The following is a 21,045-nucleotide window of genomic DNA, read 5'->3' on the forward strand; positions in this document are numbered from 1 at the left end:
AGACATACCTTTGGTAAAAATGGGGATGTCAAATACAGAATTAAAATCGTGCCGATGGGCGATTGATTTTAAGGTGTTAGACCGAAAGATAGGTGCGCTACTTGGGTCGCCATAGAGAGGTGAGCCGTGGACCATGGGGTGTGTTATTAGTCTCGGTAATATAGTCATAGTCGCCAGGTAGGTGGCTAAGTGCTATCGTATCAAGTGACAAAGGCGTGCGCTTTCGCGCAGGTCTGGTTGCCGTGGAGGGTGAGATGCTAGATCCAATAGACATTTGCAAGCAGAAAGTAAGTGACATAATTATTTCATTGAAGGAATTGCTGGCCGAGATCGGCGATCAAAAAATGGCCCGTTCGGATAGGGAGAGTATAAGTAATTTAGAAATTAATCATAAGAATTTTGTAGGTAGGGCTACTAAGGGTGATGTTGAAGCGGCAGTATCTAGCGCTAAGGGAGTTGCTGTGCATGCACGGGCCCTAGGTTTGGCGATAATTGGCCGAGGTTCTTATGGTGAGGGAGCCCTTAAGTTAGCTAAAAAATTAGAGAGGATTTCGGCCGATTTTTCCGATCGTATTGATAATGGCGAAGAGTTTACTCTTCCTTATGTCCTGAACGTCGAGGAATTTAGGGTGGCTTCTTCGAGCGAAATGAATATTAATGATGCCCATAAGTCCATAATTGAATTGCAAGCAAAGCTTCGTTCTGATGTTGAGAACTTTGAAAGGATTATAGCTAAAGGGCTTTCTGATATTGATGCAATTAAGAGGGAGAATTCTGCAAGTATGGGTAAGGCCTCTGAGGCAGCTGCGACCATTGCAGCGGATTTAGAAACTCTGCGCGGGGATATTGGAAGTATTAAGGCGGCTGTGGAGCGTGAAGTTGCTGGTGCGGACATAATTTCGCAGGAAGCTGCGAAAAGGAGCCAGCAGGTCGACTCGCAGATTGATAAATTGCTAGGTGAGAACGCTGCAAAAGTTCTTTTAATTGATTATGCAAATACTGCTAGAGAAGAAGGTGTAAGGGCAGACAAAATGCGATACTGGTCTCTTGCATGTATGGGTATTTCCGGTTTGGTTGTTTTTGCAGCGTTGTACCAAACGCTGAGTGGAAATTTTGACTTGCCGCATATTTTGTTAAAGGTGTTCGCAGCATTGGCGTTGTCTGTTCCTGCAGCTTATTTGGCTAGAGAGTCATCGAGGCACCGTATCCAAGAGCATATGAATAGAAGAATTGCGTTGGATTTAAGAGCTATGACACCTTACATTGCGTCGTTGCCTAATGATGAGCAAAATAAGATAAAGTCAGAAGTGGCATCTAAGATTTTTGGTATGCAAGGATCTATCGCCGGGGGGGACGATTACCCGGTGAATCTTCAGGAGTTAGTGAAGTTGCTGATCGAAAAAATTCCTTCAAAGTGAATGGGTGAACCGCTGTTTGCATATCAGAAGAGACCATACGTAGCCTAAGTACCGCTTGAGTAGAGGGCGGGTGTAGACGTTTTCAGATGCAGGTATATATTGACAGTCAATCGACAACCCGAAAGCGATTCTCATCTTCACAGCCTTGCTGCCGCAGTTCGTGTCGATCGGCAGTTCCACCCCCGTGAGCGAGCAGTTCCTTTGGCTGGGGTTGTGGTTCCTGTTGTTGGAGTGGGCGGCGATCGCGATCTATGCGGCGCTGGGTGCCTACCTGCAGCGCTGGTTCAACCAGCCGCGGCCACGGCGGCTGTTCAATCGGATCAGCGCCTCGTTGCTGGGGTGTGCAGGGCTTGGCTTGCTGGCTGCGCGGCGATAGCCACTCAGCCGGCCTTTTCGCAGGTATCGGCAGGCAAAGGGGCTTGCTCGCGCAGCGCCGACGCCACGATGAACGCCAGGGCCACCAATGTCAGCACCGGCAGCATCGCCAGGCGCAAGCCATGATGCTCGCCGATGAACCCCAGCAAGGGCGGGCCGACCAGAAACGCCAGGTATCCCGCCGTTGCCGCCAGCCTTACCCGCTGGTCGCTGTGTGCACCGCTTTCCCCGGCTGCCGAGATCGCCAGGGGGAAACCCAGCGATGCGCCAATGCCCCAGAGCATCACGGCGGCTGCGGCGATCCATTGCACCTCGCAGAACACCACCAGCGCCAGGCTGCCTGCACCCAGCAGTGCGCTGGCGCGCAAGGTGAGCGCCCGGCCAAAGCGGCGCACCACCGGCGCTCCGGCGAATCGACCCAGGGTCATGCCCATGGTGAACACCAGGTAGATCAGCGTGCCGGTGGTTTCTGCGAATCCGTGCCCGTCGATCATCAGCAGCGGCAGCCAGTCATTGGCCGCACCCTCGGCCAGTGCCATGGCCAGCACCACGAAGCCGATCAGCAACAGGCGACGGTCACTGAGCAAGGCGCCCCAGGCAAACTCGGCTGCCTGCGTTGTCGGTTGATTCGCTGCTCGTTCACTGGCCCGAGGAGCGTGGGGGACGAGGGCCAGGGTCACGCCGGCCGAAAGCAGTGCCGCGACGACCAGGTGTAGGTCCAGGGGGACCTGCAGCGCGGTCATGCCCATCCCGGCCAACGCGCCCACCAGGGTACCGAGGCTGAAGAACCCGTGCAGGGTGGTCATGATCGGCGCATCGATTTCCCGCTCCACGGCGGCACCTTCGATGTTCACTGCGATGTCCGCCCAGCCCATGCCGATGCCGTAGATGAACAGCCCGGCAAAGGCGCACCAGGCACTGGCCAACTCGCTGCTGCCGGCGAGCACCAGCATGCCGGCGGACAGGCCGAGCAGGCCGATGCGCATCATTCGGTGCGCACCGAAGCGGGTGATGAGGCGTCCGGCGCTGAGAATCCCGCACATCGCTCCGGCTGAAAATCCAAACAGGATCATCCCCATCTGTTCGGTGGAGGCCGACAGGCCGTCGCGCAGGGCTGGGGTGCGGGTGACCCAACTGGCGAGGGTCAGGCCAGGAAGCAGAAATAGCAGATACAAGGCGTAGCGGGCCAGGCGGTGAGTGGCGGGCATGGTACAGACTCGCTGGAATAATTTCGTACGGATGTACGAATAAATCGTACGGATGTCCGAAAAGGGCGTCAATCCCGTATTGAGTCGTGTGCTGGCTGAATGTTCAAACCGTTCCACAGGCAACCGGCGCCCGGCCGGTTGCCTTCAGGAGAACAGGTCGGCGCCGGTGGATGTAGATATCGCGTCCAGCTTGGCTTGCAACTCGGCCACCCGGCGTTGGTGACGGGCGATGGCCGTGAGGTGTTCATCGATCTGCTGACGAATGGTTACCGGATCTTCGACTTTGCTCGACAGCCGTTCGATCCGCTTGGACAAGCCGACCTTCTTGTCGGCCTCCAGGCGAGCCGGCTCGTCCATCTGGGCGATGAGCGCCTGCAGATCGTCCAGACAATGGACGTTGCAGAACAATCCCGCGGCCTGACGGTAAACCACCGACTTCCGGGCTCTGTCCAGCAGTTCGAAGACGTTGCTCAAGGTGCCGGGGCTTTTGCCGTCCCAGATCATCAGGCCGAAATCGGCTGCTTCGGCCATTTCGAGGTCCTTGGCGGTGTAGAACGCGCGGCCCCTGGCATTGGCGGGTGGGCAGACAGCCACGAGTGGCCACGCACCAAGGTTGTGGCGAGGCGTGTCACCGGTGCAGTACACCGTAACGGCGGCGTACTGGCGATTGGCGAAATACTGCTGCACGCATTGGTCCACGCCTGCGGCGTCACCGACCAGCACTTCATGGCCGCTGGCAACGATATTGTCGAGCCGCGCCTCGACCTGGGAGTCGAGACGCTTGAGCGTGATCGAGCCGGAGATGAAAACCTTCGGCATCAATGCCTCCGTGTAAGGGTGACGACTGCAATTGAGCGGATGCTAGCGTATCCGCGCAGGGCGGTACAGGCGGCTTCCAGCGAGGCGCCAGTGTCGAACAGATCGTCGAGCAGCAGGATATTGCACGGGTGGAGTTTGTCGTGGGTGACAAAGCAACCTTGCAGCGCGGCGCAGCGCTCTTCATAGGTCGCCAGGTCTTTCATTGCGACGGTGCTGCTGTGCTTGATCAGTGTCTGGTCGCAGTACTCGAGCTCCAGCAACTGGGCTACCCGTTCTGCCACCGCGTGCACGGGCTGGCGAGTACGCTGGCGGCTGGCGGGCATGGGCAGCACGACATCCACCGGGACATTCTGTATCGCCTGGACGACAGATTCTGCGAGGAAGTCCACCAGGTCGTAGTCGTCGCGGTACTTGAGCTGGAATACAGCCTCGCCGATGGCGGTGCGGGTGGTGTCGAACTGCATGTAGCCTTGGGCGTTTTCGCCGACCGGCACGCTGTAGAGGACATGTTTGTCGAGGCTGATACCGTAATCCCAGGCGTCGTTGCCCGGCAGTTCGCGAATGTCCATGTGGGGCTTCCTTGTCGTTGATATGCCAGAGATGTTCGAACGGCTATCAATCAGCCGCGGTGGCAATGTTGCGACGGGGAAGTCCCAATTTCGACTTCTCGCTTTCCGTTTCTTGCGTAGGAAAATTCCGAGCTGTCCGTGTGTCGCCCTCGTCAGTTACCTGTGACGGGCCCGGCTAGACTGCTCAGGATCATCCACCGATCCGGGAGCCTGCCATGCCCAGCAAGAACACCATCTGCCTCTGGTTCGACAGCGATGCCGAGGCGGCGGCGCAGTTCTACGCCGACACTTTCCCCGACAGCCGTGTGGTGGCCGTGCACAAGGCGCCGGGCGACTACCCCTCGGGCAAAGAGGGTGATGTGCTTACGGTGGAGTTCATCGTGATGGGCATCCCGTGCCTGGGCCTCAATGGTGGGGGCGCGTTCAAGCATTCCGAGGCGTTTTCGTTCCAGGTGGCCACTGACGACCAGGCCGAGACCGATCGCTACTGGCACGCGATCATCGATAACGGTGGCCAGGCCAGCGTGTGCGGCTGGTGCAAGGATAAATGGGGGCTGTCGTGGCAGATCAGCCCGCGGGTGCTGACCGACGCGGTCGGCGGTAGCGACCGCGCGGCAGCCAAGCGGGCGTTCGAGGCGATGATGAAGATGGACAAGATCGACATCGCCACGATCGAGCGCGCGATCAAGGGCTGACAGGCCTGGCCCGCCAGCCCGCGAGGGTCAGAAGCTGTACTTGGCCGTCAGCATCAGGTTGCGTGGATCGCCGAAGGTGTCGCCGCCGTAGTCCACCGACTTCGAGATGGACGAGTAGTACTTCCTGTCGAAGATGTTGTTGGCGTTGAGCTGCAGGTCCAGATGCTGGTTGACCTGGTAGCCGGCCAACAGGTCGGTGACTGCGTAGCTACCCTGGACCAACCGGTAGTTGCCGCCATCGACCGGGATGTCGTTGTACATGCGGCTCTGCCAGGTGATGCCGCCGCCCACTCGCAGTTTTTCCAGCGGGCCCTGGAAGCGGTAGGTGGTGAACAGCTTGAACTGGTGTTCGGGCGTGTCGGACTTGAGCGGCTTGTTGACGCTCGCCGGGTTCTTCTCGTCCTTGATGGTGTGCACGCGGGCGTAGGTGTAGCCGGTGCCGATCTGCCAATGGTCGGTCAGTGCACCCTGCAGTTCGAAATCGATACCTTGGCTGCGTACTTCGCCCGAGGCTTCATAGCAGGTCATCTGCGGGCAGTTGGCCGCGCCGATCTGGACCTGGCGGTTTTCCTGGTCGATGCGGAACACCGCAAGGCTGGCGTTCAGGGCACCGTCGAAATATTCGCCCTTGATGCCGACTTCATAGTTCTTGCCGACGATCGGGATGATCGGCTTGCCGGAGACATCCTTGCCGCTCTGCGGAGTGAAGATGTCGGTGTAGCTCACATACACCGAATGATGCTCGTCCAGGTCATAGATCAGGCCGCCGTAGCGAGTGACGTTGCGGGTCACCTTGTAGTCGCCGTCGTTGTTGTCGCGCTGGTCGTAGTCGTACCAGTCAAGGCGTCCGCCGAGAATCAGCTTGAGTGGGTCTGCCAGGCTCAGGCGGGTGGTGGCGTAGACGCCTTCCTGGTTGATCAGGTAGCGACTGTTGCCAGTGTGCAGGAAGTTCGGCTTGCCGCTATCGAGCGGATAGTCGGTGTCATAGGGGCTGTATTCGCGCTCATTCATGTCGTAGATGCGCTTGCTGGCACCCAGCACCAATTCATGGCTGCGGCCCAGCAGCTCGAAGGGGCCGCTGGCGAAGGCGTCGAGACCCAGTTGGTTCTCGTCGTGCGCGGACTGGTAGACCGTCCTGCTCAGGGTCTTGGCGGTGTTCCAGCGCGACAGGTAAGAGCCGCGGAACAGCGCGTTCTGCTCGCTGTAGTTGGCGTTGACCTGCAGCTTCCAGTCATTGGCCAGGTGGTGGCGCACTTCGGCGAAGAGGGTGTTGATCTCCTGGTCCTTGTCTTCCCAGTCGGTGCCGGGGTTGTACGAACGCGACACATCCAGGTGATGGCCGCTGAGGTCGGTCGGGATGGCCCCCCAGAAGAAATTGGTCTTGTCCTTCTGGTGCGAAAAGCCCAGGGTCAAGGTGGTGTCGTCGCTCAGGTCGGCTTCGCTGATGGCATAGAACAGCCCATGATTTTCTTCCTGACCATCACGGAATCCGTTGGCGTCGCGGTAGGAGGTCACTATCCGGCCGCGCAGGGTGCCGCTGTCGTTGAGCGGGCTGGAGGCGTCGAGCTCGCCGCGGTAGTTGTCCCAGCTGCCGGCCGCGCCGGTAACGGTGACTTTCTGTTCGGCCAGTGGGCGTTTGCGCACCAGGTTGATGGCCGCTGATGGTGTACCGGCGCCTGTGACCAGGCCGGTGGAGCCGCGAACCACTTCGACGCGGTCGAACATCGCCAGGTTGGGTTGGGCGCCAACCACCCAACCGGTATAGGCGCTTGGGATGCCGTCGTACATCAGGTTGTCGACGTCGAAGCCTCGGGCGGTGTAGCTCTGGCGGCCGGGGCCGCTGGACTGGTTGAGGAACAGCCCCGGGGTGTAGCGGGCCACGTCGTTGATGCTGGTCATGTTCTGGTCGTCCATGCGCTGACGGGTGATCACGGTGACCGCCTGCGGGGTCTCGCGCATGGTCAACGGCAGCTTGGTCGCGGTGTTCATGGCGCCGGTGGTGTAGGACGTGCTGCCTTCGGTGGTGCTGCCCAGCCGGTTGTCGCTGATCTCGGTGGCGCCCAGTTCCAGCGTCGCGGGTGGTTGCTGGTCGTCAGCCATGGCATGGGGCAGGGTGCTGAGACAGACGGCCAGGGCCAGCAGGTTGAGCGCGAAACGACGAGGCGGAGCAGCAGGGGTCATGCCTGGATATCCTTGTTGCTAGTGCTTATGAGAATGATTGGCAATAAGTTTGTCAGGATTTGTCGCGCCTCGAAAGCGTGGTATGCCAAAAAATCGACAAATTTTTCACATCTGCCCGCGTGTTGCAGAATCGCCAGACGTCCCGGGGCTTGCGCAAAGCGGGTAGAATTCGCGCTTGATCAAGTGTGTGAGGTCCATGTGGAGCTGCAGCAGGGTTTTGTCCTGACCCGCCATTGGCATGACACCCCCGACGGCACGTGTGTGGAGTTCTGGCTGGCCACCGACCAGGGCCCCCGGCGTGTACGCCTGGGCGCGCAGGTTTCGGTGGCGTTCGTGCCCGCGCAGCAGGCCGCACATGCACAACTGTTGCTCGGCGATGAGCCGGGCGCAGAGCTGCGCCCCCTTGAACTGCGCGACTTTCAGCAGCGGCCGGTGATGGGCCTTTACTGCCGCCAACACCGCCAATTGATGGCCTTGGACAAACGCTTGCGCACGGCCGGCGTCGAGGTGCTGGAAGCCGACATCCGACCGCCGGAGCGCTATCTGATGGAGCGCTTCATTACCGCGCCGGTCTTGTTCGGTGGTCGTGTCGATGCCCAGGGAACGGTCGTGGATGCCCAGCTCAAGCCTCATCCGGACTACCGCCCGAGCCTGCGCCTGGTGTCTCTGGATATCGAGACCAGCGAACGGGGCGAGCTGTACAGCATCGCGCTGGAGGGATGCGGTCAGCGCCAGGTCTACATGCTCGGACCTCCCAACGGCCCAATGCAGGTGGAGGATTTCGACCTGCACTACTGCGCCGACCGTGGCCAGTTGCTCGAATGCCTCAACCGCTGGTTGGAGCGTCACGACCCGGACGCGATCATCGGCTGGAACCTGGTGCAGTTCGACCTGCGTATCCTCCATGATCACGCTCGGCAGTTGCAGGTGCCTCTGTGCCTGGGCCGCGATGGTGCGCCGATGACCCTGCGCGAGCATGGCAGCCGCACGCACTTCTTCGCCGATGCACCGGGGCGGCTATTGATCGACGGCATCGAAGCCCTGCGCTCGGCGACCTGGAGCTTCCCCTCGTTCAGCCTGGAAAACGTCGCCCAGACCCTGCTGGGGGAAGGCAAGGCCATCGACACTCCCTACCAGCGCATGGATGAGATCAACCGGATGTTCGCCGAGGACAAGCCGGCCCTGGCGCGCTACAACCTCAAGGATTGCGAGCTGGTCACCCGCATCTTCGAGCACACCCGGCTGCTCGACTTCCTTCTTGAACGTGCCACGGTGACTGGCCTGCCGGTGGACCGCAGCGGTGGCTCGGTGGCGGCGTTCTGTCACCTGTACATCCCGGCCATGCACCGGTTGGGCTTCGTCGCGCCGAGCCTGGGCAGCCGCGAGGGCGAGGCCAGCCCAGGCGGGTTCGTCATGGACTCGCGGCCAGGCTTGTACGAATCGGTGCTGGTGCTGGACTACAAGAGCCTGTACCCGTCGATCATCCGTACCTTCCTGATCGACCCGGTGGGGCTGGTGGAAGGCTTGCGCGAGCCCGATCAGACAAGCTCGGTCGAGGGCTTTCGTGGCGCCCGCTTCTCGCGTACCCGCCACGCCTTGCCAGCCATCGTCGAGCGGGTCTGGCAGAATCGCGAAGCGGCGAAGAAAGCGGGTAACGCCCCGTTGTCCCAGGCCCTGAAGATCATCATGAATGCCTTCTACGGCGTGCTTGGCTCCAGCGGTTGTCGGTTCTTCGACCCGCGCCTGGCATCTTCGATCACCCTGCGCGGGCATCAGATCATGCGCCAGACCCGGGCGCTGATCGAAGCACGTGGTTATGACGTGATCTATGGCGACACCGACTCCACCTTCGTCTGGCTCAAGGGGGCGCACGACGAGGAGCAGGCGGCGCGTATCGGGCGTGCACTGGTGGCTGAGGTCAACCAGTGGTGGCGCGAGCATTTGGATCAAGAGCTGGGGCTGCACAGTGCGCTGGAGCTGCAGTTCGAAACCCACTACCGGCGCTTCCTGATGCCGACCATCCGCGGCACCGAGGAGGGCAGCAAGAAGCGCTATGCCGGGTTGGTACAGCGCGCGGACGGCCAGGACGAGGTGGTGTACAAAGGGCTGGAGTCGGTACGCACCGACTGGTCGCCGCTGGCCCGGCAGTTCCAGCAGGAGCTGTATGGCCGGATCTTTCGGGGCCAACCCTACCGCGACTATGTGCGCGATTATGTACGACGCACGCTGTTGGGCGAACAGGATGAACTGCTGGTGTATCGCAAGCGGCTGCGTCGTCCCTTGCAGGACTACCAGCGCAACGTGCCTCCCCATGTGCGCGCCGCGCGCCTTGCCGATGAATACAACCTGCGCCTGGGTCGCCCGCTGCAATACCAGCGGGGAGGCTGGATCAGCTACCTCATCACCACGGCAGGCCCTGAGCCTCTGGAGAACCTGCAGTCGCCAGTCGATCACGAGCACTACCTGAGCCGGCAGTTGCAGCCGGTGGCGGATGCGATCCTGCCGTTCGTTGGGGATGATTTCGCCAGCCTGACCGATCGCCAGCTCCTGCTCTTCTGAGGGCCCCGCCGCACGCTCGGTGGGCCGCCGTCGGGGTGGCATCTATCTACTGCCCGAGCGGGGACCCTGCCACCTAGCCTGCGCTTCTTTTTTCAAGGAGCGCGATGCCATGCCGACCCCCCGCGAACAGCGCGAAGAAGACGCCATGACCGTCCCCGATTTTCCGGCCTTGCATCAGGACGCCGTGATTGGGGAGCGTTTGCCGGACTGGCTGCGTCAGGCCTCCCCGGAACAGGTCAAGCAGTTGCACGAGGCGATGCAGCTCAGCGTGTACTTCCAGACGCGGGCTCAAGCCATCATGGGGCAGTTGGAACCCCTGGACAGCTTTGCCCAGACTCGTCTGGCCGAGGCCCTCAAGCCCCATGTCGACGAGCCTTTCGATGTCCGCATACTGCAGTTTCGACGTGGGCACCGCGAGCCGGTGCACACCTCGATACCCATCGGCTACCCGGTGACGGTGCCGGTGTACACCCAAATACCCCTACTTGAGGCGGCGCTGGGCAACTTCCGCGAGGAGGAAACCGAGGACGGCGGGCAGTTACCCGGTACCCGGCTAGGCGATCCTGGCAATGGCTCTGCCCGGCTGCCCAGTGCGCGTCATTTCGCTGCGCTGTGCCGGTCACTGGACCTGGGCGGTCAATACCAGCGCCATTTGCACACGGTGCTGGAGCTGTACAGCGATTCGGAGGCTGGCGCCGACTCGGTGTTCGGCCGTGCCCATCGCTACGGCATGCTGGCCGATGCCTGTGTCGCTCGGCTCAAAGGCGTCCTGAGCGAGGACGAATACGTGCTGGTGCAGAATCTCTGCGCGCAGAAAGCCCCGTTGACCTTCGAAGGACGACCGGTACAGTGCAAGCGCCTGAGCCTGTTGGCGTGCACCCTGGAGCAGATCGTGGTGCTGGATGTGCGCGATGAGACCCTCAGCCCCCTGTACAGCTCCAGCCACCGGGTGCTGGTCCATATTCCGGGCGATCCCGCGACCCCATGGAGCGCGTTTCCCAACCTGCGCTACTTTGCCAATGACCTGGGCAAGCGCTTGCGGCTGCCCGGGTATCAGCGTTTCTTCAGCCGCTTCGTGTTGCGCCGCGATGCGCAGTCGTTCTTTTCTGCTGTGGCTTCGGGCTACCAGGGTGTGTCGGACCTGGCGAACATTGCGTTGGAAGAGCACATGCATCCTTGGGAGATCAGCGACCAGGCCACCGCCAGTACCTTGGAGGGCTCGCTGTTCATTGCGCTGGGTCGTGCGCGCATCGCGCAGGTCAAGGCCGATGCGGCGATGATCGCCGTGCCCTCGGCTGCTGTGGATGAACAGGTCCGGCGTGAGCACGATCAGCGCTTGTCCGCAGAGGGCTGGGCTTTGCTCAACATAGCGGGGCTTTTCGTGCCGGCCCTGGGCGCGGTGTTGCTCGCGGTGAGCGCATGGCAACTGCTGGGTGAGGTCTACCACGGTGTCGAGGCCTGGCACGAGGGGGACAGCAGCGAGGCACTCGATCACCTGCTCAACGTCGCCGGCGATGTCGCCATGATTGCGGCTACGGCGGCAGGTGCGCAGCTGGCGCGAGCGGCCTGGAGCCGTTCGGCACTCGTCGATAGCCTGTTGCCGGTGCGGCTGGAGGACGGCAGCACGCGGCTGTGGAAAGAAGACCTCACACCCTTTCGCAGTGCGCCGCCTGCGGGGGCCGTGCGTGACGACCTGGGTGTATACCGGGCAGGTGAAGGCTGCTGGGTTGAAATGGATGGCCAGTACTATCGCGTTGCGCAGGGCAGCGATCAGCGCTGGCGCCTGCAGGGTGACGACAAGCATGCGCCGGTGCTCAGACACAATGGCGCGGGTAGCTGGCGGCTGTGGTGGGAGCAACCGCTGGAGTGGGATGACCCTCGGCGCTCTTTCCGGCGCCTGGGCCATGACTTTGCCGAGCTGGATGACGACCAGATCGATGAGATCCTGCTCGCCCACGACATACAGGCTCAGCATCTGCGAGCGGTACATGTCGAGGGGCGCGTGGCCCATGGCGAATGGCAGGACAGTGTCGTTCGGTATCGGCTGGACCTGCGCATCCGTCGAGTGGTCAGGCAATTGCGCGGCGGGGTCATGCCCACCGAAGAGGCCGTGCTTGATCAGGCGCGGTTACTGCCCGGCGCCGCTGGTGCTTCGGACCAGGCATTGGCGGAGTTGATCTGGTTCGAACGAAGGCGTCTGTTCGAGCAGCTGTATGCGTTGGAGCAGCCACCGGGGGACGCAGGCGTCCAGCGTCTGTGTCGGCAGTTCGCTTCATTGCACGGTCGAGCGGCTGCGCAACTGATGCGCGAAGCCAGTGTTGTGGATCGCCAGCGCTTGCTGGATGACGGCCGGGTTGCGGTGGACCTTGCTTCAAAGGCGGGCGCTGCGGTGTGGCGTATCAGAGTGGCCCGAGTGTTCGAAGGGTTGTATCTGGACGCTAGCCAGAATGCCGACCTTGCCCGTGTTGCGCTGCAGGTGCTCGACATCCTGCCGGGTGCTTCGCGCAACGTGGCCTGGCGCTTGTGCGAGGGCTCTGCGAACGGCCCGGTGCTGCTGTCGATAGACCGCACACAGGCCGTTCGCACTCTGACACTGCTTCACACCGATGGGGACTTCCTACTGCTCGATGGGGCAACCGAGGCGGTGCTCGGGGAAGGGGAGTTGTTCGAGGTCCTGAGCAGTGCGATGGATGGCCCTCAGCGGGAGGCCCTGGGATTGGGCGAGCCCCTGGCCCACAACCTGCGTGTGACCCTGGCGCGCGCGACCGCGGCCCGTCGGGCGGACGTCCAGACGATGCTCGGCAGGCGGGACTCTGCAGGCTGGTTCCGCGCGCCGCAACGTCTGGCGGATGGCCGGGTCGGTTACCCGTTGAGTGGTCGCGGGGGCGGGCGGGGGCGAGGCCGGCCGTTGTTCGCCAGAGTGCGTAACCTCTACCCGAACCTGAGCGACAACGATGTACGAGCCTGGCTGGTGACGCTTGGCAACAGCGGCGGGAACTTTCACACCGAGCTGAGTCGGCTTGAGGATGAGTTGGCAGTGCTGGAGACGGACCTGCAATTGTGGACCAATCAGCCCATGAGCCTGAGCGCCCGTGGCGAAAGAGTCTACATGCGTGACGCCTTGCTTGCGGCCTGGCGGCGCACGCTGCCCAGGGTGTACGACCAGAACGGGCGCGTGATCGGCCAACGCCTGAACCTGTGGACCGTGTCGCTGCAGTCGCTCCCGGAGCTTTCGCAACAGGTTCGCTTCGATCAGGTGGTGTCATTGTCGTTGCGCGGCATTGGCCTGACCGAGATTTCCAGCACATTCATGCGGGCGTTCAGTCGCCTGGAAGTCCTCGAGTTACCCAACAACAGGCTTACCCGCCTGCCGCCCCGGTTACGTCACCTGTCGCGACTGCGTGAGCTGGACCTGACCGGCAATCAGATCATGCTGGACGATCGCCAGGCGACCACGCTGCTGCAGCTGACGCACCTGAGGCTGCTGGATTTGTCGTACAACCCATTGGGGCGTAGTTTTTCCGTGGCGGGCATGCCGCATCTGAACTCCCTGCAGTTGGCGCATACCGGAATCAGCGAGTTGCCCGAGGGCTTGCTGAGTCGAGGCTCTTTGGTGGTCGCTGACCTGCGTCACAACGCAATTGTCGAACTTCCCGATCACTTCTTCAGTGCCCCCAGGTGGTACGCCCGCGCGGTGCTGTTGAGCGAGAACCCGCTGAGCGCCACGTCGACCCAGCGACTGCGCAGCTTCATGATTCGTCATCAACTGATAATTGAAGAGGAGCTGGAAGCCGAAAATGTCAGTGATCAAGCGGAGGAGGGTGCTGCTGCGCTCGACAGTGCCCGCAATACCTGGCAACGGGTGATCGAATCAGGCGCCACCGCACAGTTCGACGAGTACTGGAATGGGCTGGCCGAGGCGCCGGGCAGCGCCGACTTCATGGACTTGTTGCGCCGCCTGCTGGAGACACTGGATTTTCGCAACCATGGCGCGGATCTCGGGCGGCGAGTGACCAGCATGATGCTTGCGATGCGCGAGCATGCCGAGGTGCGCGAGGAACTGTTCACCCAGGCGATGTTGCCCAGGACCTGCCAGGACAGTGTCATCGGTAACTTCAGCCGACTGGAAGTGCGCATGCTGGTCTGGAAGGCGCTGGTCGACGCCAAGGCGGGTGCCCAAGATGCGGCATTGGTTCGCCTGGGCCGGCAGCTGTGGCGCCTGGATGAAATCGAACGGATTGCCGTCGATGACATTGCCGCTCGTGTGGTCGCGGGGCGTGATCCCGATGAAGTCGAGGTGGAACTGGCCTACCGTGTCATGCTGCGCGATGACTTCGATCTGCCTGCACAACCGGCAGACATCGCCTATCAGCAGACTGCCGGCTTGACTCCCGAGCGTCTGGCAGCCGCCCGCCAGCGGCTGCGCGAGGGGGAAACCGAGCAGGCCATGGTCGAGTCGTTGTTCATGCGTGAATTCTGGACCGAGCATCTCAAGAACAGCCATCAAGCGGAGTTCGACGCCATCAAGAAGCCGTTCTTCGAGCGTATCGAGGTGGTTCAGGAGATGGCTGGCGATGATTCATCAGGCGCTCGATCCTATGACGACACCTTGCAAGCCCTGCGTGACGAGGTGCAGCGGCTGCAGGCGCAGTCCGGCCAACTGAGCCTTCAAGCCGACGGCCTGAGCGGGGACGCCCTGGAGGACCATCAGCAGCGGCAGGCCGATATCGACCGGCAACTGCGCGAGCAGCGTGCCAGCCTTGAGATGCGCTTGGTCGATAGCGAATTCGCCGAGCGCATGCGCGCGCTTGGCACAGGCATGGATTCACAGACCTTTCGCCAGACGATGGACCTGCTGTCGACCGAGCACGATGCGGCGGTGCAGGCACGGATCATAGAACTGACCCGAGCCGCACTGGCGCAGAACCCATCCCAGCTGGAACCGGGTGCTTCCGAGCCGCAGCCTGGACCAAGCCGTGGCAGCGGCATGGGCTGAGCGGCGAAGGGGGCCGGCGTTCATTGTTGGGCTATGCTCTGCAGTGGGTGCCGGCCATTTCCGTACCTCCTGAGCGAAGGCCTGGACACCGGAAGTTACCTTTGCACAGCGCATGGTCCACCGCAGGTGGTTTAGGCTCCGTTTCGGATCTTTCTCTATGATCTGTAGTCATTGATATATCGAGAGAACAAGGAGATACACATGCTCGTCCGGTCACTGACCCTCGCCACCCTGCTTGCCGTCGCCGCCCCGCTGTTGGCGGCAGACAGCGATGCGCCCCTGGCCAAGGAGCTGGGCAAGGCACGGCCACTGGTCGTGATCGCCCCCAGCAGCGCCGACCCGACCTTGCGCGGGCTGGAAGAGGCCATGAAGGATCCAGCTACCCAGGCCGGGTTCAAGGAGCGCAACCTGGTGCTGTTCAGCGTTGCCCAGATGATGGGCAAACGCGAAGACAAGAACCTTGAGCAGCAGACCACCATGGCGCTGATCCGCGAGCTCAAGCTTGGCGCGAGCAAAGGCACCAAGGTGATCCTGATCGGCAAGGATGGCGAGCGGCACATGCTCAAGGATGATGAAAGCGGTGAGAAGATCGACCCGCAGGCGATTTTCAAGGCGGTTGACGAACTGCCCGCCGCTGAGAAAGCCATCGCGACACCCGAGCCGGTAGCCGCCGCCCCGGCCGCAGAGCCCAAAGCGAAAGAAACTGGCAAGGCCACCAGACCGGCCAAGCCGGCAGCACCGCCCAAGCCACTGGACGACTGAACCCCCCGCGCCGGTCTTTGCAGACCGGCGTTTTTGTATCGCACTGTATCACCGGGCCCCGGTGACCGATTGCCATACAAATTCCGCCATTGCCCGATACACCAAGGACACACCATTGCGGCGAAATGAGCTGACCTTTCGACCGATGTGGAGCCTTGCCATGACCGCTATCTGCAATCCTCTCCCGCCGTTCTGCCGTTTCATTCGACAAATCTGACCTCTCGCCGGTTAGCGCGCGGGGCAAGCCATCTTCCATCGTTCAACGGAAGGCGGCTTGCCCCGCAGTCGTTTCCGGCCCCTGCGGAGACTTCTCTCATGCATTCCCAACCCTTGCTCACCGGCCTTGGTTTGCGACGCGGCCTGCTTGCCGAACTGCTGAAACTGGAGCCAGGCACCGTGGACTTTCTCGAGTGCGCCCCGGAAAACTGGATCAATGTCGGCGGCGCCTTTGGCCATGGCCTGGCGCAGCTCGCCGAACGTTTCGCAATCGCTTGCCATGGCCTGTCACTGTCGCTGGGCGGCCCCGAGGCGCTGGACCTGAAGCTGCTCGATAGCACCCGCCGTTTCATGGACCGATACCGGGTGAAGCTGTACAGCGAACACCTGAGTTATTGCAGCGATGATGGCCATCTCTACGACCTGATGCCTATTCCTTTCACCGACGAAGCTGTCCGCCATGTCTCTGCGCGTATCCGCCAGGCCCAGGATTGTCTGGGCCGGCGTATCGCGGTGGAAAACATCAGCTACTACGCCGCGCCTTACCAGGCGATGAGCGAGTTGTCGTTCATCTGCGCCGTGCTCGAGGAAGCCGACTGTGACCTGCTGCTGGACGTCAACAACGTCTTCGTCAATGCCTGCAACCATCGATACGACGCATTGGCCTTTCTCGAAGGGCTGCCGCGCGAACGGGTGGTTGGCATGCATGTGGCGGGGCACTACGACGAGGCGCCGGACTTGAAGGTCGATACCCACGGCGCTGCGGTGAAGGAAGACGTATGGACGCTGTTCTCGATCGCTTGCCAGCGTTTCGGCAACCAGCCGACAGTGCTGGAGCGCGATTTCAACTACCCGCCCATGGCCGAGCTGCTGGCCGAGACTGCACGCATCCGGGCGCTGCAGCAGGCTGCCGGAGGGTTGCGCCATGACTGAGCTGCGCGAGCAACAATTCACCCTGGCCCGTCACCTGCGCGACCCGCTGCGCCATCCGGCGCCACCCGGTATCGAGGCGCGGCGGTTGAGGGTCTACCGCGAGCTGTTCTACGGTGCCATCGAGGGCTTGCTGGCCGGCAGTTTCCCGGTGATGCGCAGGACCTTGGGCGATCAGGTCTGGCATGCCCGGGTGCGCGACTTCTACGCCAACTATCGCAGCCAGACCCCGTTGTTCACCGAAATCGCCGAGTGCTTCATCGATTACCTGCAGGGTGTCGAGCTGGATGCACCCTGGCAACTGGAACTGGCGCATTACGAGTGGATCGAGGCGTACCTGAGCCTCACTGATGCGCAGGACCCGGCACACGATCCAGACGGCGATCTGCTCGACGGCGAGCCGCTGCTCTCCTGTGTGGCCCAGGTGCTGGCTTACCAGTGGCCGGTGGAGCAAATCGGCCCGGGTTACCAGCCTGAACAGGCGCCAGAGATGCCGTCCCTGCTGCTGGTACACCGCGATGCAGGATTCAAGGTGCACTTTTCCCGCCTGGCGCCACTGGCGTGGCAGCTGTTGAACGCCTCGGGCAGCGGGCGTGAGCGCTTGCTGGCGCTGGGGGGCGAGGCGTCGCTCGAGGGCGGGAGAGCAATGCTCGAAGGGTTGCGCGCCCAGGGTGTGATCATTGGAACCCGGGCGCCCTGACGGGGCGCCTCAACAGGTGCCCGTATCAATCGTGCGGGCCCATCCACGGGTGTTTCCACTTCGCGAAAAACACAAAGCCCACACCTGGTAACAGGCGTGGGCTTTGTGTTCTGCAGACCCTTGGTCAGCCGTGCTGCCAGCGGCGAGTCAGCCAATAATCCAGGCTCAGACGACCCGATCCCTTGAGTATCAGGGGCAGCAACGCCACCAGGTAGATCAGCGGAAGCTTGAAGTTGCCGAAGCCGCGGTCGGTAATGGTATAGCCCTGGGCCAGCTCAGCCAGCGAGGACCAATGTGCCGGCCAGTGCACGGAGGCGATCGCGACGACCGTCACCACGGCCAACACGACCGAGGCCAGGCGTGTACCGAAGCCCAGCAGCAGGAGCAACGGACAGATCAGCTCGGCCCACATCGACACCTGCCAGTTGAACTCAGCGGGCAGCATGTTGAACGGGAAGGGGAAGTTGGCCTGCAAGTCGACGAACCAGTTGTTGCCGTTGAACTTTTCAAGGCCCGACTCGAAGAACTCCCAGGCCAGGAACAGCCGCAGGGGCAGGTCCGCGCTCCAGTTGCCGGTGTTATCGATGCGTGCAAGGGTGCGATTGATCAGTGTTGTCATGGTGCAGGTCTCGCTTCAGCAGGAAAGGGCGGGTTTGGCGCGGCGCAGGTGTTGAGCGCGCTTTGCGGTGAGCTTGAGGACGATGGCGGCGAACATCAGGGCGAATGCCAGCGGGTACCAGCCGCCCATCGGGATGCGCTTGTAGAACGACAGGCAGAACACCCCGGCCAGCACCCAGGTGCCGGTGCTGTGCAGGCCTCGCCACAGGCGACCGCCTAGGAGGCGCATGGCACCTTTGAACGATGTAAGGGTCAGCAGCAGGATGAACAGGTAGCCGACACTGCCAGGAATGTTGGCCACTGCGGTGCGGCCGGCCCAGAACAGTTCCGGGAAGCGTTGCGCATAGAGGTAGATCAGCACGCCATGAACCGTGTGGGAGAAGGCGAAGGCCAACCCGAGGAAACGTCGCTCACGCAGCACCTGGCGGCTGAAGGCGCCAGGCAACAGGGTCACCAGCGAGGAGGCCAGAAACGTCAGCAGGAACAGCGCGAAGGAGCTTCGCGCGGTGGCGCGGATGGCGGTGCGCAGGGCATCGGCAGAGCCGACGGGGTGCATCCACAGTGCCAGTCCGGTCATCAGCAGGGTCAGGCCGGCAAGGGCAGCGAACAGCTTCCAGCCGGAGGGTAACGCGAGGTTTTTCATGAGCAGCTCCCAGGTCGTCGACGGCGAATGCCGTCGCGTTGTTGTGGCTGGGAGTGTGTTGGAAAGGGGTATCTGCAGTGTGTCGGCGAGGCGCGGGTTGTGTATCGGCGTGTACCGTTGGGCGGGTGTGCTACAGAACCGTACAAGACCCGAGGGTAGGAGGGGAGACCCCTCCTATAGACAGGGTTATCTCTACAGGTGCGAGGGCGGCAGTTCTACCTGGGCGCACAGCCCACCGCTTTCACGATTGCTCAGGCTCAGACGCCCACCCATGGCCTGGGTCAGTTGATGGGCAATTGCCAGCCCAAGCCCGGTCCCACCGGTACTGCGATTGCGTGAACCTTCGACCCGATAGAAGGGTTTGAGCACCTCGCCCAACTCCTGCTCGGGAATCCCCGGACCTTCGTCGAGCACCCGGATCAGGGTGTCGCCGGTACTCCGGTGGCTGACTTCCAGGCGCGCAGAGCCGGTGAACTTCAAGGCGTTGTCCAGCAGGTTGACCAGGACTCGGCGCAGGGCATGCGGGCGGGTGTGCAGCACCGTGTCGGTGTCGCCACAGCGTACGACCTGCGCACCGCTGTCCTGGTAATCGAATACCAGGCTGTCGAGAAACGCGTCTAGATTGACCTTGCATGGCTGTTCGGTGCTGCTGTCCATGCTGCGGGCGTAGGCTACCCCCTCGCGCACCAGATGCTCCATGGCGCTCAGGTCGCTCCACAGTTTGTCCTTCTCCAGCCCGTCGTCCATCACTTCCACGCGCAGCTTCATACGTGTGATCGGTGTCTGCAGGTCATGGGAGATGGCGGCCAACAATTGCATGCGCTCCTTGAGATAAGCGGCGATGCGTGCCTGCAGGGCGTTGAAGGCGACGGCCGCGTACTTCACCTCGCGCGGGCCGCTCTCATCCAGCTGTGGCCCCGGCTTGTCGGGGTCGAGGTGGTCGACGGCCTGGGCCAGGCGCGTCAGCGGGCCGATCGCCAGGCGTACCGCAAGCCAGGTGCACAGCAGCAGGATCGCCAGCTGGAACAACAGCACCACCGGTAGCCAGGTGGCCAGTGGCACCGGCGCCGGGGTGACGTCGATGGTCAGTGGTGCGCCGTCGGCGAACTTGAGGTGCGCCTGGAAGTGCGGGTTCGGCCCGGGGATATCCTGGAAGGTCAGGTGATAGTCCTTGCCGATCGCCTTGACGATCGACTCTGCTGCCATGGGCGGGTCGGCGCTGGGCATGCTCTGGCCGACAAGGCCTTGGTCGAGGCGGTAGCGGTAGTTGTGACGCTCCAGGCGCGCAAGCCACCCAGCACGTTCGGCGGCGGGCAGGCGATCGAGGATGGCCACCGAGGTGGCGACGTCCATTTCCAGGTTGCTCAGCATCATCGAGCGGCTGCTGACATAGCGCTCGTAGAACTGAAGGCCGAACGAGGAGCCGTAGGCCAGCACCAGCCCCGTCAGGAAGATCAGCGCCAGGCGCGAAGCGAGGGTGCCCGGCCACTTCATGTCGGCGACTCGATCAGCGAGACCGGCAGCGAGAACACATAGCCCTCGCTGCGCACGGTCTTGATGCAGGTCGGTTCGCGCGCGTCGTCGCCCAGGCGCTGGCGCAACCGGCTGACCAGCAAGTCGATGGACCGGTCGAAGATGTCGGCTTCGCGGCCCTGGGTGAGGTTGAGCAGTTGCTCGCGGCTGAGCACCCGCTGCGGATGGTCGAGGAATACCCGTAAAAGGCGGTACTCGGCGCCGCTCAAGGCCACGAGGGTGCCTTCGTCGTCGAGCAGGTGACGGGCGGTGGTGTCCAGGCGCCATTGGCCGAAAGCGATCAGCCGGCTGCTTTCGCTGATGGTGAGGTTGGGCGGCAGCATGCGCGTGCGACGCAGCACTGCATTGATCCGCGCCAGCAGCTCGCGGGCGGAGAACGGTTTGGTCAGATAGTCGTCGGCGCCCATTTCCAGGCCGATGATGCGGTCGGTCTCGTCGTTGCGTGCAGTGAGCATCAAGACTGGCGTGTTGCGGTGCTTGCCAGCGCGCAATTCGCGGCACAGCAACAGGCCGTCGTCGCCGGGCATCATGATGTCGAGCACGACCAGGTCGACGGAGTTGCCCTCGAGAAAGCTGCGCATCTGCCGACCGTCAGCGACGATGCTCGTGCGCAGACCGTTCTTCTTCAGGTAGTTGCCGACCAGCTCGCGAATTTCGCGGTCGTCGTCGACGATCAGGATGTGATCGACGTGTTCCATCATGGTGGTCCTGTAATGAGTGCGATGGGCACAGTGTAACGAGGCTCGGCTCGCTTGCCTGCGGGTGTTTGTATTGCAGTGTATCTGTCGGCGACACAGATACAGAACGAAGCAGCACGCGCGTT

At 62.1% G+C, this 21,045-nt stretch carries 15 protein-coding genes and 1 pseudogene; 8 read left to right on the forward strand and 8 right to left on the reverse strand.

What is annotated here, in order from left to right; genetic code table 11:
• The first annotated feature begins 215 nt into the window (after positions 1–215).
• Both IAE40_RS00205 and IAE40_RS00210 read left to right on the forward strand, forming a co-directional pair.
• Positions 216–1,418 (forward strand): hypothetical protein, encoded by a 1,203-nt coding sequence (locus IAE40_RS00205; RefSeq protein ID WP_200602367.1) that lies wholly within the window; start codon positions 216–218, stop codon positions 1,416–1,418.
• Positions 1,419–1,533: 115 nt separating this feature from the next.
• A pseudogene (locus IAE40_RS00210) lies at positions 1,534–1,794 on the forward strand (LysE family transporter); the annotation flags it as partial.
• Positions 1,795–1,798: 4 nt separating this feature from the next.
• Here IAE40_RS00210 and IAE40_RS00215 read toward each other — a convergent pair.
• The 3 genes from IAE40_RS00215 to IAE40_RS00225 all read right to left on the reverse strand — a co-directional run bounded on the left by IAE40_RS00215 (position 1,799) and on the right by IAE40_RS00225 (position 4,389).
• Entirely contained in the window at positions 1,799–3,001 is a 1,203-nt protein-coding gene (locus IAE40_RS00215; RefSeq protein WP_200602368.1) for an MFS transporter, read from the reverse strand.
• Positions 3,002–3,145: 144 nt separating this feature from the next.
• Positions 3,146–3,820 (reverse strand): hypothetical protein, encoded by a 675-nt coding sequence (locus tag IAE40_RS00220; protein ID WP_200602369.1) that lies wholly within the window; start codon positions 3,818–3,820, stop codon positions 3,146–3,148.
• Positions 3,820–4,389 carry a ComF family protein gene (locus IAE40_RS00225; RefSeq protein WP_153773739.1) on the reverse strand — a complete coding sequence of 190 codons (570 nt, stop codon included), beginning with the start codon at positions 4,387–4,389 and terminating at the stop codon, positions 3,820–3,822. The genes IAE40_RS00220 and IAE40_RS00225 overlap by 1 nt, the downstream gene beginning before the upstream one ends.
• Positions 4,390–4,604: 215 nt before the next feature.
• Between IAE40_RS00225 and IAE40_RS00230 the strand changes: the two genes are divergently transcribed.
• Positions 4,605–5,084: a VOC family protein gene (locus IAE40_RS00230; protein WP_153773738.1), complete on the forward strand. Its 480-nt coding sequence runs from the start codon at positions 4,605–4,607 to the stop codon at positions 5,082–5,084.
• Positions 5,085–5,111: 27 nt separating this feature from the next.
• On the opposite strand, the gene IAE40_RS00235 is transcribed toward IAE40_RS00230, so the two are convergent.
• A complete protein-coding gene (locus IAE40_RS00235; protein ID WP_197890795.1) occupies positions 5,112–7,265 on the reverse strand; it encodes a TonB-dependent siderophore receptor in 2,154 nt (717 codons plus the stop codon).
• A 198-nt stretch (positions 7,266–7,463) separates the two neighbouring features.
• On the opposite strand from IAE40_RS00235, the gene IAE40_RS00240 reads away from it, so the two are divergent.
• The 5 genes from IAE40_RS00240 to IAE40_RS00260 all read left to right on the forward strand — a co-directional run bounded on the left by IAE40_RS00240 (position 7,464) and on the right by IAE40_RS00260 (position 17,428).
• The gene (locus tag IAE40_RS00240) at positions 7,464–9,824 is read left to right on the forward strand and encodes a DNA polymerase II (protein WP_200602370.1); all 2,361 of its coding nucleotides are present in this window, start codon (positions 7,464–7,466) and stop codon (positions 9,822–9,824) included.
• A gap of 109 nt (positions 9,825–9,933) precedes the next feature.
• On the forward strand, positions 9,934–14,820 hold the full coding sequence (locus tag IAE40_RS00245) for an NEL-type E3 ubiquitin ligase domain-containing protein (RefSeq protein ID WP_200602371.1): 4,887 nt from the start codon (positions 9,934–9,936) through the stop codon (positions 14,818–14,820).
• A gap of 201 nt (positions 14,821–15,021) precedes the next feature.
• Entirely contained in the window at positions 15,022–15,582 is a 561-nt protein-coding gene (locus IAE40_RS00250) for a DUF4174 domain-containing protein (RefSeq protein ID WP_153773734.1), read from the forward strand.
• 315 nt (positions 15,583–15,897) lie between these two features.
• Positions 15,898–16,731, forward strand: coding sequence for an HvfB family MNIO-type RiPP peptide maturase (locus IAE40_RS00255; RefSeq protein WP_197890798.1), 834 nt, complete (start codon positions 15,898–15,900; stop codon positions 16,729–16,731).
• Positions 16,724–17,428, forward strand: a complete 705-nt coding sequence (locus IAE40_RS00260) for an HvfC family RiPP maturation protein (RefSeq protein WP_197890801.1) — start codon at positions 16,724–16,726, stop codon at positions 17,426–17,428. Before IAE40_RS00255 ends, IAE40_RS00260 begins: the two co-directional genes overlap by 8 nt.
• Positions 17,429–17,552: 124 nt before the next feature.
• On the opposite strand, the gene IAE40_RS00265 is transcribed toward IAE40_RS00260, so the two are convergent.
• The 4 genes from IAE40_RS00265 to IAE40_RS00280 all read right to left on the reverse strand — a co-directional run bounded on the left by IAE40_RS00265 (position 17,553) and on the right by IAE40_RS00280 (position 20,920).
• Positions 17,553–18,047: an HvfX family Cu-binding RiPP maturation protein gene (locus IAE40_RS00265; RefSeq protein WP_197890803.1), complete on the reverse strand. Its 495-nt coding sequence runs from the start codon at positions 18,045–18,047 to the stop codon at positions 17,553–17,555.
• 15 nt (positions 18,048–18,062) lie between these two features.
• On the reverse strand, positions 18,063–18,689 hold the full coding sequence (locus IAE40_RS00270; protein WP_054890712.1) for a ferric reductase-like transmembrane domain-containing protein: 627 nt from the start codon (positions 18,687–18,689) through the stop codon (positions 18,063–18,065).
• Between the two features lie 192 nt (positions 18,690–18,881).
• A complete protein-coding gene (locus IAE40_RS00275; RefSeq protein ID WP_200602372.1) occupies positions 18,882–20,183 on the reverse strand; it encodes a sensor histidine kinase in 1,302 nt (433 codons plus the stop codon).
• A complete protein-coding gene (locus tag IAE40_RS00280; RefSeq protein WP_054890710.1) occupies positions 20,180–20,920 on the reverse strand; it encodes a response regulator in 741 nt (246 codons plus the stop codon). The genes IAE40_RS00275 and IAE40_RS00280 overlap by 4 nt, the downstream gene beginning before the upstream one ends.
• Between the last annotated feature and the right edge of the window lie 125 nt (positions 20,921–21,045).

The sequence above is a fragment of the Pseudomonas sp. S44 genome, from assembly GCF_016624805.1.
GTDB lineage: Bacteria > Pseudomonadota > Gammaproteobacteria > Pseudomonadales > Pseudomonadaceae > Aquipseudomonas > Aquipseudomonas machongensis.